Below are 13326 nucleotides of genomic sequence, written 5' to 3'. Positions count from 1 at the left end.
CGGCGCAACGCAACCGAACTAGGTGGGCGGCACTCGCGCTCGCCTTGGAGCAAGTCGCTTCCCCGGACCAAGGAGCTGACCGATCGCCAGGGTCCGACGCTTCGCACAAGTTCGGCCATCAGCACGAACTCGCGACCACGGATGATGAATTGTTCTCTGCGACGCTGGGAGTCACCGATAGGACTGTGTCGCCAACCTGGCCCGGGCCAGTCTTCATGCGCCATGTTAGGTCACTCTTCTGCTGGGGCTTCAATTGCACGACCGCGGTGAACACCTTGCGTCCCTCGGCGTCGACGGCTGGGAAGCCGGTAATCGGGTCCCCGTCCAACGTCACGGCGGAGATGGTTCCGTTCACAGGGCCGTACAAGCGGATGAAGACGAGCTGGTCGCCACGTTTCACGCCGTAGGTCCCCCCGCCCGTGATGTAGTCGGACAACGAGGTAGCAGCATCGAGAGGCGCTTCAGAGGACAGCCGAAGGTGCCCCGTTAGCGCCTGCACATCCCCTGAGCAGTAGGTTGCGCGGAGGTCGACGTCATAGCGCAGGTAGTAGGACATCTTTGCGCCTGTCCCGTCTGCGAAGTAGACGCCGACTTGCGGCTCGGTGTCGGCGTTCGTGAGCAACTCACCGGCGACCCTCGACCCTGCCAACTCGTTTTGGACAGCCTCGTCGAAGTCGTGGACGTAGATCCTGTGTTCATCTGCGCCCTTCGCTAGAGCCGCCATCAGGTTTCGTGGCGACTCGCCGCCACCAGCGATCTTGTCGAACATTGCGCGTGCAACCACTCGGAAGAAGGCGTCTTGGTCATCTGGATCCGGGTAACGGATGTACACCTCGTGCAGCAGTTGGTCGACCGCGTTCTCCTCCGTCAGCGTCACACCGTCAGCACTGATCGATCCGATTGCCCCGAGCACGTACGAGATCGCGACAGGGTCGATCGACAGCACTCCGTCAATGCTCTCGGGTTGGACTTGCTCCCAGCGCGCCTTCCAGAGATCGGCCGCGCGGGGAAAGTCGGGTTGGAGGTTGGCGTCTAGGAAGAAGGTCCCGACGATGTCGCCGTAGATCTCTCGTTCGGCAGGAGTGAGTGGAAGAACAGGCTTCTTGGTGAAGCCGAAGCTACTGGCTGCCACCTGGCGGCCCATCAGCAGCTTGCCGTCATCCGATCGAACCAGGGAGACTGCCCCCGGAAGGCCACCTGTAGCGCGGATCTCCGCATTGTTCTGAAAGACCAGGATGTAGGTCTGCGGCCTGTCGGACCCGAGCATAGTGGGAAGAACGCGGACCGCGGTCTCGGCACTACCCAATGCCCTGGCGCCGTCGTCGACTTGCGCGGCCAACTCTCGGTACTTGCTCTTGAGCCTTTCGACGTAGCCACTGGGATCCTCAGCGGACAACCGGACGTCGGCGTCGGCGAACGCCGCATGGGCTGCCGCGGCGGGTGGCAGCAGCGCGGCCACAGCATCAGGATCGATACGGCCGTTGCTCGGCACGATCGACTCCAGATTGTCGGAAACCTCCACGAGAGGAGCGATGCCATCCCCGCTGAGATCGTCGATAACACTGCTCACGACTGCGACCCCCCGGGCATCGTCACCCAACAGCGGTAGATGCTGAAGTACCTTCCAGGTGATACCGCCGGTGCGGTCAGCGGCGTCGCCGCTGTGCTGCTTGAGGTCGGCAAGCGCCGCATCGACCGTTGCGTCGTTCCCAGATTCCAGTGCGCTCCTCAGCGTCGTTGCGTCGCCTACGGAAGCGGTGAGGTCTTGGTTGACCCGGAAGGCCGTCCAACCCACCCACGCTGCCACCAAGAGCGCCGCGCCGAGTACGATCGCCACCCAAACCTTGCGTTTGTGCATGCGGAGAACCTACCTAGCCCGCGGCATGTACTCGCCGCAGCCTCGTCAACGGAAGCCGAAACTGACGAAGGGAGCGTCGGCCTGGCCGACACTCCCTTCGTACTCGAGCCTGAGGCGGACTATCGCCGCTTCTTCTTGACGGTGATCTTGTACGACGACTTCGAGTCCTTCGTGTTGTCACCCTTGAAGACGACAGTCACGGTGTACTTGCCCGGCTTCTTCAGCGCCGGCCCAGTCACCTTGATGGGCTTGCCGTTGTAGTTCACGCGGATCGTCTTGTTGACGCCGGGGCCCTTGTACGTGACGAGGACGGTGCCCTTCGCTTTGACGTTGCCCGCAGTGCGGACCGTTATGGCGGTCTTGGGCTTCTGGCCCTGTCTGACAGTCTTGGCGCCGGCCGCCTTCGTCGTAGACGACGGGCACGGCGTGTACTGGCTCGGCTTGCAGGCGGCGGAAGCAGTCTCGGCGGAGACCGCGACGAAACCGGCGGACAGCAGGAACGCTGCGATGAGGCCGGAGATGAGCTTCTTCATTGGGACTCCCCATGAGTGCTTCGGTCTGGAGCGGCAATCCAATCATAAAGATTGGGTATGTGGGCATCGATGATGGCCATTGGCCCCCATGAGTGCCCGAGAATTTACGCCGCCGTCACGGACTCGCCAGTAGGTTTACCTCAGATGCTGGTCCCGAGTGCCGATAGTGACCCATTTGGGCTATTGAAGGCGGCAGGTGCGGCCTGGGGTCGCCTCAAAAGTTCGTGGCGTGATTCGCATCACTCGCGTCCATGGTCTGGACAGCTCAGACGCACAAGGGGCCCACACCGAGCGGTGCGGGCCCCCTTTGTTGCGGTGTTCAGATGGCGACAACGACCTCGGCGACCGCGCCGACCGACGCGACGACCTTGGTGTCCACGGGCTCGGCCTGGGGGGCCAGGGTCCGCAGCGTCCACTCGCCGTTGCCGGCGAAGAACCGGAAGTGACCACTGGCCGAGGTCGGGACCTCGGCGGTGAACTCACCGGTGCGGTCGAGCAGGCGCACGTACGCCGTACCGACCGGCTCGCCGCCGCGCAGGACCTGGCCCTGGACGATCGCTTCCTTCTTGACGTCGATGCCGTCGAGGGACAGCCCGCCCTCAGTGGCGCCGCACATCAGGCTTCCCCGGGCTCGTCGCCGAGGGCGACCGGGACGCCGACCAGGGAGCCGTACTCGGTCCAGGAGCCGTCGTAGTTCTTGACGGACTGGTGGCCGAGCAGCTCCTTGAGGACGAACCACGTGTGCGAGGAGCGCTCACCGATACGGCACAGGGCGATGGTCTCCTTGCTGTCGTCGAGACCGGCAGCGCTGTAGATCTCGCGCAGCTCGTCGTCGGACCGGAAGGTGCCGTCGTCGTTGGCCGCCTTGCTCCACGGCACGTTGATCGACGTCGGCACGTGGCCGGCGCGCTGGGCCTGCTCCTGCGGGAGGTGGGCCGGGGCGAGCAGACGGCCGGCGTACTCGTCGGGGCTGCGGACGTCGACCAGGTTCTTCACGCCGATCGCGGCGACGGTCTCGTCGCGGAACGCCCGGATCGAGAGATCCTGCTCCTGCGCGGTGTACGACGTGGTCTCGCGGCTCGGCAGGTCCGCGGTCAGCTCGCGGGAGTCGAGCTCCCACTTCTTGCGGCCGCCGTCGAGGAGCTTGACGTCCTGGTGACCGTAGAGCTTGAAGTACCAGTAGGCGTAGGCCGCGAACCAGTTGTTGTTGCCGCCGTAGAGCACGACGGTGTCGTCGTTCGCGACCCCGCGGCTCGACAGCAGCGCCTCGAACTGCTCCTTGTTGACGAAGTCACGACGCACCTGGTCCTGCAGGTCGGTCGTCCAGTCGAGCTTGATGGCGCCCTCGATGTGGCCCTTGTCGTAGGCAGTGGTGTCCTCGTCGACCTCGATCAGCACCACCTTCGGGTCGTTTAGGTTGTCCGCCACCCACTGGGCGGTGACAAGGGTGTTCTCGCGGGTCATCTGTTTCTACCTTTCTTGTGCGCCGAGGAAGGGGCGCGGGGTCTTGGATAACTTCTGGTAGGTCAGTGCGCGGTTGCGCGTTTGAAGAGGAGGTACACCTCGCAGCCGAGGCAGAACCCGAAGATCGCGTTGAGCAGGGCGGCGAGCAGGGCGAAGCCGACGGCGATCTCGCCGAGCAGGTCGAGGCCGGTGACGAAGCCGATCAGTCCGACCACCGCGAAGCCGAGGCCCACGGCCTGGGCGAACCGCGGCGGCGCCGCGTCCTCGAGCTCCCCCGGTGCTCCGAGCCGGGGCCGCACCGAGGTGCGGAAGAGCCAGGAGTACGGCGTGTGCTGTACGCCCCGGATCGCGCCGATCGCGAACACGGCCGCCTGGGCAGCCAGGAGCACGGTCGCGGCCGGACCGGGCGCCAGGAGCAGCACGCCGATCAGGACCAGGGCGGTGATCCCGGCGGCGAACTGCGGACCACGCGGGTCGATGCCGGCAGCGGAACGAGCGTGCTGCGGTGTTGTGGTGGTGGACATGTCTCTCCTGCGGACGGATGCGTGGACGGGACCACGCAGGTCAGCACGGAGGCCGAGGGCGCGGTTCGGTCAGCGCATTCGACACAGCGCCGAGCGCGTGCGGCAGTGATCCACTGCGCGGCGCTTGGTCAGCATGGTCGAGGACATGTCGACCAGAGTAGGGACGTCTCGCGTCGAGCCGACAATCCGCGTCTTGCAGATTGAGACGATTGTCCGCATGTTGGACATCACACGCTCGTCAAAGCGTTGAGAACCTGATCTTTGCGCGGCGCACCGGCCGCTCGATTGATCTCGCGACCGGCCGCGTCGAGCACCAGTGTCGTCGGCGTTCGCAGGATCCCGAGGCGGCGTACGAGCTCCAGGTGGTGCTCGGCGTCGACCTCCAGGTGCTCGACGCCGGGGACGACCGCGGCCACCTCCGACAGGGTCCGCCGGGTCGCTCGGCAGGGCGCGCAGAACGCCGAGGAGAACTGCAGGAGCGTGGCCTTCTCACCGAGCTTGGCGTCCGGGATCGCGGCCAGCACGTCAGGCCACAGGCCGTCGCTGGCCTGCGGGGGTCTCGACCCGGTCGGCGCCGGGGCGCCTCCCTGCTCGACCAGCGAGCTCGCCGCGCGGACCCGGTGGGTGCCGCGGAACCGGCCGTCGGTCAGCAGCCGGTAGAGGCCGAAGCCGACACCGAGCACGACCGCGGCGACGACGATCCAGGCTCCACTGTTCACGTCCGTGCAACGGTCGCGGCGACCGTCACATTCCGTCGATGTGAAAGCGTCACCGGTCATGAAGGTCGCGCTGGTCGTCTACTCGGTGCTCCTCGGCATCGCGCTGCTGGCGCCGACATCGGGCACGCAGTCCGGGATGGCGTCGTGGGTGAGCGACCTCGGCGTCTGGGTCGGCTTCTCGGCGGAGACCGCGAGCCAGTCGCGGGCGGAGTTCCTGTGCAACGCGGCGATCCTCGCTCCGGTGTCGGCGCTGGGCTCGCTGATCTGGGCGCGTACGACGTGGCGCGACTGGACGGCGTACGCGTTCGTCATCGCGTGCGCGGTCGAGCTCACCCAGGGAGCCCTGCTCCCTCACCGCACCGCTTCGCAGGTCGACATCGTGGCCAACACGCTCGGCGGGCTCGTCGGTGGGGTCGCGGTGCTGGTTGCTCGACGGCTCAGCCGCCGGCGAAGGGCGGCAGGAACTCCACCGACTCCCCCGGCTCGATGACGACGTCGCCCGGGTCCTCGGTGCTGACGGGCTGGTCGCCGACCAGCGTCGAGCAGACCTGGAGCACCTCGGCCAGCCGCGCGCCGGGGTGCAGTGCGACCGCGCGGCGTACGACCTCGGCCAGGGTGATCGGGCCGTCGACGGCGAGGTCGTCACCGCTCACACCGGCAGCAGCCCGGGCCGACGCCCAGTAGTGGACCCGGATGATGTCGGTCTCATTTCGCTTGGGACCTTCCAATGAGACACCCATGTTTCGGTATTGTTCACGAAGAACCAGCGATCGGCCGAAGCCCAGTGTTGCGTTTCGGTCCCCGCCCCATCCGGGAGGAGACCATCTCATGAGCACGCTCCTGCTTCTCACCAGCGCCCTCCAGCCGTCCGCCGAGGTGCTGCCCGCGCTCGCGCTGCTCGGCCACCAGGTCAAGATCCTCCCGTCCGAGGGCAGCGCCCTGCTCGAGGCCCCGGACTCCGACCTGCTGCTGGTCGACGGCCGTCAGGACCTGGCCCACGCTCGCGATCTCTGCCGGCTGATCCGCACCACCGGCACCGACGTGCCCGTGCTGCTGGTCTGCACCGAGGGCGGTCTCGCCGTCGTGCTGCACGACTGGGGCATGGACGACGTCGTCCTGCACACGTGCGGCCCCGCCGAGCTCGAGGCCCGCATCAAGCTCGCGATCGGCCGACTCAACGCACGGCGCGAGGCGGACGACCCGGAGTCGCACGTCATCCGCTCCGGCGAGGTCGTCGTCGACGACGCGACGTACACCGCCAAGATCAGTGGCCGCCCGCTCGACCTGACCTTCAAGGAGTTCGAGCTCCTGAAGTTCCTGGCCCAGCACCCCGGTCGCGTCTTCAGCCGCCAGCAGCTGCTGCAGGAGGTGTGGGGCTACGACTACTTCGGTGGCACCCGCACCGTCGACGTCCACGTCCGCCGCCTGCGCGCCAAGCTCGGCGTCGAGAACGAGACGCTGATCGGCACCGTGCGCAACGTGGGCTACCGGTTCGTGCTGCCGTCCAAGGACCAGCAGGCCGCCGCCGACGCCCGTGCGACCGAGCGGGTCGACGAGTCCGTCTGAGTCGGACCTAGTCTGGGGTCGTGATCGACCTCGACGTTGTTGCCGAAGTCGCTGCCGAGGCCGAGGCCGAGGACGGGGCGGCCCCGCTCGACGAGGCGACCTGGCGCGCGCTGCGGCACCGACCTGAGAGTGTGCGGTCCTGGGTCATCGATGACGGAGTCGCACTGCTGATCGGGGGCGAGCTGAGCCTCGTCGTACGCCCGGGCGCCCGGGGACGTGGCGTCGGGGGTGCACTCCTGGCCGACGCTCTCCCCGCCGGCCCGGTCAGCGCCTGGTCACACGGCGACCATCCGGCGGCAGCGGCGCTGGCGCGCAGTCACGGCTTCGAGCGGGTGCGGTCGCTGTGGGTGATGCGTCGACCGACCAGCAAGCCGCTCGCCGAGCTCGTCGTACCGGCAGGGCTGACGATCCAGGCCTACACCCCGGGCGATGCCGATGAGCTGATCCGGGTCAACGCCGCGGCGTTCGCACACCACCCCGAGCAAGGCTCGATGGATGCCACCGACCTGGCCGAGCGGATGGCCGAGCCGTGGTTCGACCCCGCGGGGCTGCTGCTTGCGACGGACGGAGAGCGCCTGCTCGGCTTCCACTGGACCAAGCAGCACTCCCCCGACCTCGGCGAGGTGTACGTGGTCGGCATCGACCCGGCCGCCCAGGGACGCGGCCTCGGCAAGGTGCTCACCCTGGCCGGGCTCCACCACCTCGCGGGGCGCGGTGTCGCCGAGGTGCTGCTGTACGTCGAGTCCGACAACGCGCCTGCCGTCGCCGTCTACTCAGGACTGGGCTTCACCCATGCCGACGCCGACACCCACGTGATGTACCGGCACCGCTGAACCACCTATGCTCACGGTCTGCCACAGGCCCTGCTAACGGCAGATTAGGGCGATGTATCTGCGCCGGGTCATCGACGGTGAGCTCGACGGCCTCTTCGCAGCGCTGGCGGCCATCGCACTCGAGTGGCCGAAGGGCGTCGGCAGGACCGAGACCGAGACCGAGACGCGTCGTGTCCTCACCCTCAACAAACTGGACTCGGGCCAGCGCCGTCAGATCGTGCAGGCCGACCCGGCGCCCGTCCTACGCGGCGCGCTGCCGACCTTCATCGACGAGTGGCAGCGCGTCCCCGAGGTGTGGGACGTCGTACGCCGCTGCGACGGCTACCGCCACGTCGTACAACCGGATCCTCGATGCCGCCTCGCCCGGCGAGTCCGACAGGCCGGCCAAGACCACGACGATCGGCTACCGCTACATCCTCTCCCGCCTGTGGCTGCTCGACCCGGTCCCGGGGTGGATCCCGACCGGCAACGCGTCCGCTCGCCTGCAACAGGCCCCGAAGCACCATCTCGGCGGCGAGTCCAGCAGCCTCCTCGGCGCACTGTTCGAGTCCTTGGCCGCGCTGACGGTCCGCGTCCTTGCTCAGGCGGCCGAGGCGTCCGTCGGACACCTGCGGACCCGCAACGGCGACCGGCTGCTCGACGCGGTCGTCCTCAACACCGGCGACGAGGCCTATCGCCGTCGCGACGGCATCGCCGTCGTGCCGCTGGCCCTGCTGGGCCCCCGAGGCGGCGGGCTCAGCGCAGCGGGCGCACGTGCAGGCCCACCTCGGGGTCGACGATGACCTCCTGGGCGGCCGGCATCCCGTCGACGGTCAGGTCGACGTCGAGGGGCACGTTGCGCTTGACCATCGCCAGCGCGATCGGGCCGAGCTCGTGGTGCCGAGCCGACGTGCCCACGAACCCGACGACCTTGTCGCCGTGGAGCAGCTCGGCGCCGACGGCGGGCAGCCGGTTCTCCGACCCATCGAGGTGCAGGAGCGTGAGCCGGCGCGGCGGGCGCCCCAGCGTGTGCACGCGGGCGACGGTCTCCTGGCCGCGGTAGCAGCCCTTGTCGAGGTGGACGGCGGGCCCGATCCAGCCGGCCTCGTTGGGGATCGTGCGGTGGTCGGTGTCGAGGCCGAGCCGGGGTTCGCCGCGCGCGATCCGCAACGCCTCGAAGGCCCACAGTCCGCAGGCCGGCCCGGCCGCCTCGGCGTACGCCGACAGCTGGTCGCGCGGGACCAGCTCGTAGCCGGCGTACGGTCCGTCGCCGGTGGCGGACGGCCGCCAGGTGAGGGCCAGCTCGTCGGTGACGTCGGCGACCTCCACCCGCATCATGAAGCGCATGCGGTCCAGGAACGTCACGAGCGCCTCGGCCGCCCCCGGCTCGGTGAAGGCCGTGAACGCCTCGCCGTCGTCGTACCCGAAGAAGGCGTGCTCGACGTGGCCCTGCGGGCTGAGGATCAGGACGCCGGTCCACACCTTCGGCGCGAGCGTCTCCAGGTGCTGGGTCGTCAGGGAGTGCAGCCAGGTCAGCCGGTCCGGGCCGGACACGCGCAGCACGTCGTGGTGGGAGAGGTCGACGAAGCCGGCGCCGGACTCGAGCGTGCGCTGCTCACCGTTGAAGGAGCCGTAGTGCGCGGCCACGTCGCGGTCGATGCCGTCGGCGCCGACCGCTCCGGGCAGCTGCAGCAACGGACTCGGCAATCGACTACTCACTGTCTTCCTCACACTCCACACACTCGCCGAAGATCGCCAGGTGGCCCACATCGATCGCGAACCCCTGCTCTTCGCGGAGCCGGCCCGCGAACGGAGCGACTACCTCAGGGGCAACCGAGATGACCCGGTGACAATTCCGGCAGACCAGGTGGAAGTGCACGTGGTCGGTGACGGAGTGGTACGTCGGGGCGCGGTCGGAGAGGTGGGCGTGGCGCACCAGGCCGAGCTCCTCGAGGACCTCGAGCGTGCGGTAGATCGTCGAGACGTTGACGGCGCTGGCGTGCTGCTGCACCTCGGCGAGGATCTCGTCAGGGGTGGCGTGGCCGAGCTTCTCGACCGCCTGGAGCACCAGCTGGCGCTGAGGGGTCAGCCGGTAGCCGAGGCTGTGCAGCCGGGACGCGAGCTCGTCGGTCATGGCGACTACTGCCGCTCCAGCTGCGCCCACAGGTGCGGCTGCAGCGGCTGGCCCATGGCCTCCATGTCGTAGGCGTAGAGCAGGTCACTGTTGACGTTGCCGTAGAGGCGCTTGCCTGCGGTGACCTCCTTCGCCGACTCCGTGAAGCCCACGCCCGCGGTGTGCAGCTCGAACTTGGCGACCTCGGCCTTGCCGTACCAGATCTCGGAGATGCCCGACGAGTGCGCCAGCACCAGCTCGAGGTCGCCGCCGGGGCGGCACCGCAGGAAGCCTGCCTCCTGAGCGGCGTCGCGGACCTTCTCGCCGTCCGCGTCCACGATCCACGACCGCGCGAAGTAGTGGAAGAACGGGCGGCCGTCGTGGGTGAACACCAGCTCCTGGCCGTACTCGAACGGCTCGATCGTCGGGTAGTCGCCCTTCCCGCGTCCGCCCCATCGCCCCAGCAGCCAGGCCACCGGGGCGCAGTCGGGGTGGAGGTTGTCGGGCAGCTCGAACACCATGAGGATCACTCTAGGGTGGTCGGTATGACTCGCCCACTCGTCGTGAAGGTCACCTGCGGAGCTGACGACCCGGAGCGGTCCAACCAGGGCCTCACGGTCGCGGCGACCGCGCTGAGCGCCGGCGCCTCGGTGAGCCTGTGGCTGACCGGCGAGGGCGCCTGGCTGGGGGTGGCCGGGCGCGAGGGATTCGTGCTGCCGCACGCCGCTCCGGCAGCCGACCTGGTGGCGGCGGTTGCCGCCGGAGGCCAGGTGACGGTCTGCACCCAGTGCGCCGTACGACGCGAGATCACCGAGGCCGACCTGCTGCCCGGCGTACGGATCGCGGGGGCTTCGACCTTCGTCGAGGAGGCGCTGGCTCCGGACGCCCAGGCGTTGGTGTACTGACACCGGTCACACACGGTCACTCTCAAGCACTAGTCTCAGCAGCGATGGACGCGACACCACCACGCCGACCTGACGACGAGGTCGACACAGACGCTCAGCCCACCCGTTGGTGGCAACGCAAGCCGGAGCCGGCAGCTCCGTCGACCGACGCCCCGTCGGCACCGCCGCCGCAGGCACCCGCGGCGCCCCCTCCGGCGACGCGCAAACCCGCCGACCTCGAGGCCGCGATCGAGCGGACCGCCGAGCTCAGGCGCCGCACCGAGCTGGCCGCCGCGGAGCAGGCCGCGGAGCGACTGGTCGCCGAGGAGGCCGCCGAGGCCGCTGCCCGTGCCCGGGCCGAGGCCGAGACCGCAGCCGCCGAGCACGCGGCCAAGGCGCAGGAGGCGTACGACGCCCGCCGCGCCGCCGAGGAGGCCGGCGAGGCGCACGCCGCCGAGCGGGCCCGCCTCGAGGAGGCCGCGACCGAAGCGGCCCGCGCCCGGAACGAGGCCGAGGAGGCCGCCCGCAAGCTGGTCGACTCCGCGAAGGTCGCCACCGCGCTGCGGCTCGCCGCCGAGCAGACCGCCGCCCAGGCGACCGTCGATCGGACCGCCGCCGAAGAGTCGGCGCGTGACGCCGCCGAGCGGTCCGCCGCCGCGGACGCTGCGCGGGAGCAGGCCGAGACGGCGGCTCGCGAGCAGGCCGAGGCAGCCACCGCGGCCCACGCGGCCCGGACCGAGGCCGAGGAGGCAGCACGCGCGGCCGCCGCCGGCGCCGAGGAGTCCCTGCGCGAGCTGTCGGCCACGGCCGAACAGGCGCTCCGCGACACGGCCAACGCCACCGAGCAGTCGCTGCTGGAGAGGACGTCGGCAGCCGAGTCCTCGCTGCTGGAGAAGTCGTCCACCGCCGAGGCGTCGCTGCAGGACACAGCCGCGTCGGCGCAACAGGCCCTGATGGACACCGCCAACTCCAGCCTGGAGTCGCTGCACGAGACCGCCGGTTCGGCCAGGGCCTCGCTGAAGGAGCTGGCGGCGTCGACGGAGCAGTCCTTGCGCGAGCTCGCGACCGCGACCGAGCAGTCCGTGCAGGAGCTCACCACCTCGACCGAGCAGTCCGTACGCGAGAGGGCCACGGCCGCCGAGCAGTCCGTCCGCGAGACGGCCGCCACCGCTGAGCAGTCGGTGCGCGAGACGGCCGCCACCGCCGAGCAGTCCGTGCGAGAGACGGCCGCCACCGCTGAGCAGTCGGTGCAGGAGCTCGCGACCTCCACCGAGCAGTCCGTGCGCGCCACCGCCGCCACCGCCGAGCAGTCCGTGCGCGATGCCGCGGCCGAGGCCGACCAGTCGGTACGAGCCGCCGAGGCGAGCGCCCAGCAGGCGCAGACCGACCGGGAGGCCGCCGAGGCACGGGCGACCGAGCTGGCCGCGCAGCTGGCCGCCGCCACCCAGGCACACGAGGACTTCGTCCGGGTGGCTCAGGACTCCCGCGCAGCTGCCGAGCGGGAGGCCGCCGACCAGGCCACCGCCCGGGCAGCCGCCGAGGCCACGGCCGAGGAGGCCAGCCGGATCCGGGCCGCCGCCGACGAGGCCGCGACCGAGCACGCCCGGCTCGCCGAAGAGGCTCACGTCGCCCGTACTCAGGCCGAGGAGGCCACCCGCCGGCAGGCAGCCGAGGCCGAGGCGGCCGAAGCAGCGCGCACGCGCGCCGAGGAGGCCGCCACCCGACAGGCAGAGGCGGCCGCGGCCGCCGCCGCGGGCGAGGAGGAGGCACGGCGCACCGCCGCACAGATGGCGGAGGCGCTGCAGGCCGCGAACGACGCACGGATCGCTGCCGACGAGAACGCGACCGTCCACGCCCAGCGGGCGCAGCTGGCACACGCCTCTCGGCTCTCCGCGGAGGAGGCCGCGACCGCCGCCGTCGCCGCGCGCGAGGAGGCGGAGCGGCAGGCCCGCGCCCAGCTCGACCTGGCCGCGGCCGCACACGGCGACCGCGAGGCGGCCGACCGGGCTGCCGCGGCGGCGGCCGCGCGGGCCGAGGCCGCGCAGGTCGCCCGCGAACAGGCCGAGATGCGGGCCAGCGAGCAGGCCGAGGCGGCCGCGCAGGCGGCCACCGACCAGACCGCGGCCCACCAGCGAGCGGAGCAGCAGGCTGCGGACGCCCGCGCCGCCCACGAGGCCCGCGCTGCCGCGGATGCCACCGCCCAGGAGCACGCCGCCGCCCGGGAGGCCGCCGAGCTCGCTGCGACCGAGGCGCTCGAGGCCCGCCGAGTCGCGGAGAACGATGCGCGCGCGCATGCCGAGCTCGCAGCTGCCGCCGCAGCGGAGCGGCAGGCAGCGGAGCAGAAGCTGCGCGAGGTCCTCGACGCCACGTCGGCCGCTGCGGCCCTTCAGGCCGAGGACCTGCGCGTCGCCGTGGAGGCCCGCGAGGCCGCGGAGCAGGCAGCCGCGGAGCAGGCCCGGCTCCGGGCCGAGGCCGAGGCCGTGGCCACCGAGCGCACCACCGATCGCAGCGCGGTCGAGGCCGCCGTACGCCATCAGGCCGAGATCGCCGAGGAGGCGATGCTGGAGCGGGTCGCGGCCGAAGAGAAGGCTCGCGAGCTCGCCCAGGAGATCGCCGAGGTGCGCGCCGAGCTCCTCGACCTGCAGCAGCAGAAGCGCGGCTGGCGGCGCGGCCGTTAACTCTGCGTTCACCTGAACGTCTCGCCCACTCGATGAAATGGCGAGAATCTCTGTCAACTGTTGGGATCTGCCGTGCGCTCGGGTTTATGGGCGCACAATGGCCGTATGTCTGAGAGCTCCCTGCCAGACGACAGCTGTCGGCGTTGCGGGCATGCCCGCCGGCATCCGCCCAGCG

General features: G+C 70.1%; 16 protein-coding genes. 6 read left to right on the top strand and 10 right to left on the bottom strand.

Annotated elements, in window-relative coordinates:
* Positions 1-118: 118 nt before the first annotated feature.
* The 6 genes from ABEA33_RS12915 to ABEA33_RS12890 all read right to left on the bottom strand — a co-directional run bounded on the left by ABEA33_RS12915 (position 119) and on the right by ABEA33_RS12890 (position 5098).
* Complete coding sequence (locus tag ABEA33_RS12915) at positions 119-1858, bottom strand: DUF4012 domain-containing protein (RefSeq protein WP_345527191.1); 1740 nt, start codon at positions 1856-1858, stop codon at positions 119-121.
* A gap of 119 nt (positions 1859-1977) precedes the next feature.
* A complete protein-coding gene (locus tag ABEA33_RS12910) occupies positions 1978-2391 on the bottom strand; it encodes a hypothetical protein (protein WP_345527189.1) in 414 nt (137 codons plus the stop codon).
* A gap of 319 nt (positions 2392-2710) precedes the next feature.
* Entirely contained in the window at positions 2711-3007 is a 297-nt protein-coding gene (locus tag ABEA33_RS12905; RefSeq protein WP_345527188.1) for a DUF1416 domain-containing protein, read from the bottom strand.
* A complete protein-coding gene (locus ABEA33_RS12900; protein ID WP_345527187.1) occupies positions 3007-3855 on the bottom strand; it encodes a sulfurtransferase in 849 nt (282 codons plus the stop codon). Before ABEA33_RS12900 ends, ABEA33_RS12905 begins: the two co-directional genes overlap by 1 nt.
* 62 nt (positions 3856-3917) lie before the next feature.
* Positions 3918-4379 carry a DUF4395 domain-containing protein gene (locus ABEA33_RS12895; protein ID WP_345527186.1) on the bottom strand — a complete coding sequence of 154 codons (462 nt, stop codon included), beginning with the start codon at positions 4377-4379 and terminating at the stop codon, positions 3918-3920.
* Between the two features lie 227 nt (positions 4380-4606).
* Positions 4607-5098 carry a thioredoxin family protein gene (locus ABEA33_RS12890; protein ID WP_345527185.1) on the bottom strand — a complete coding sequence of 164 codons (492 nt, stop codon included), beginning with the start codon at positions 5096-5098 and terminating at the stop codon, positions 4607-4609.
* Positions 5099-5156: 58 nt separating this feature from the next.
* On the opposite strand from ABEA33_RS12890, the gene ABEA33_RS12885 reads away from it, so the two are divergent.
* On the top strand, positions 5157-5588 hold the full coding sequence (locus ABEA33_RS12885) for a VanZ family protein (RefSeq protein ID WP_345527184.1): 432 nt from the start codon (positions 5157-5159) through the stop codon (positions 5586-5588).
* On the opposite strand, the gene ABEA33_RS12880 is transcribed toward ABEA33_RS12885, so the two are convergent.
* On the bottom strand, positions 5536-5838 hold the full coding sequence (locus ABEA33_RS12880; RefSeq protein WP_345527183.1) for a MoaD/ThiS family protein: 303 nt from the start codon (positions 5836-5838) through the stop codon (positions 5536-5538). The genes ABEA33_RS12885 and ABEA33_RS12880 overlap by 53 nt on opposite strands.
* Before the next feature lie 88 nt (positions 5839-5926).
* Between ABEA33_RS12880 and ABEA33_RS12875 the strand changes: the two genes are divergently transcribed.
* The 3 genes from ABEA33_RS12875 to ABEA33_RS12865 all read left to right on the top strand — a co-directional run bounded on the left by ABEA33_RS12875 (position 5927) and on the right by ABEA33_RS12865 (position 8279).
* Positions 5927-6664, top strand: coding sequence for a response regulator transcription factor (locus ABEA33_RS12875; RefSeq protein WP_345527182.1), 738 nt, complete (start codon positions 5927-5929; stop codon positions 6662-6664).
* Between the two features lie 20 nt (positions 6665-6684).
* The gene (gene mshD, locus ABEA33_RS12870; RefSeq protein WP_345527181.1) at positions 6685-7497 is read left to right on the top strand and encodes a mycothiol synthase; all 813 of its coding nucleotides are present in this window, start codon (positions 6685-6687) and stop codon (positions 7495-7497) included.
* Between the two features lie 170 nt (positions 7498-7667).
* Positions 7668-8279 (top strand): ATP-binding protein, encoded by a 612-nt coding sequence (locus ABEA33_RS12865; protein WP_345527180.1) that lies wholly within the window; start codon positions 7668-7670, stop codon positions 8277-8279.
* Here the strand turns inward: ABEA33_RS12865 and ygfZ are convergent.
* From ygfZ to ABEA33_RS12850, 3 genes are read right to left on the bottom strand one after another with little or no spacing between them, the layout of a single operon-like run.
* Positions 8233-9195, bottom strand: coding sequence for a CAF17-like 4Fe-4S cluster assembly/insertion protein YgfZ (gene ygfZ, locus ABEA33_RS12860; RefSeq protein WP_345527179.1), 963 nt, complete (start codon positions 9193-9195; stop codon positions 8233-8235). The genes ABEA33_RS12865 and ygfZ overlap by 47 nt on opposite strands.
* Entirely contained in the window at positions 9188-9610 is a 423-nt protein-coding gene (locus ABEA33_RS12855; RefSeq protein ID WP_345527178.1) for a Fur family transcriptional regulator, read from the bottom strand. Before ABEA33_RS12855 ends, ygfZ begins: the two co-directional genes overlap by 8 nt.
* Positions 9611-9615: 5 nt before the next feature.
* The gene (locus tag ABEA33_RS12850) at positions 9616-10110 is read right to left on the bottom strand and encodes a heme-binding beta-barrel domain-containing protein (RefSeq protein ID WP_345527177.1); all 495 of its coding nucleotides are present in this window, start codon (positions 10108-10110) and stop codon (positions 9616-9618) included.
* Positions 10111-10134: 24 nt separating this feature from the next.
* On the opposite strand from ABEA33_RS12850, the gene ABEA33_RS12845 reads away from it, so the two are divergent.
* Both ABEA33_RS12845 and ABEA33_RS12840 read left to right on the top strand, forming a co-directional pair.
* Positions 10135-10494 carry a DsrE family protein gene (locus ABEA33_RS12845; protein WP_345527176.1) on the top strand — a complete coding sequence of 120 codons (360 nt, stop codon included), beginning with the start codon at positions 10135-10137 and terminating at the stop codon, positions 10492-10494.
* Between the two features lie 44 nt (positions 10495-10538).
* Positions 10539-13151, top strand: a complete 2613-nt coding sequence (locus ABEA33_RS12840; RefSeq protein WP_345527175.1) for a coiled-coil domain-containing protein — start codon at positions 10539-10541, stop codon at positions 13149-13151.
* The last annotated feature ends 175 nt before the right edge of the window (positions 13152-13326 follow it).

Origin of the sequence: Nocardioides endophyticus, from assembly GCF_039543845.1 — a bacterium.
Taxonomy (GTDB): Bacteria; Actinomycetota; Actinomycetes; order Propionibacteriales; family Nocardioidaceae; genus Nocardioides; species Nocardioides endophyticus.
Note: the sequence above shows the minus strand (reverse complement) of the source record. Positions and strands in the feature narration are given on the sequence as shown.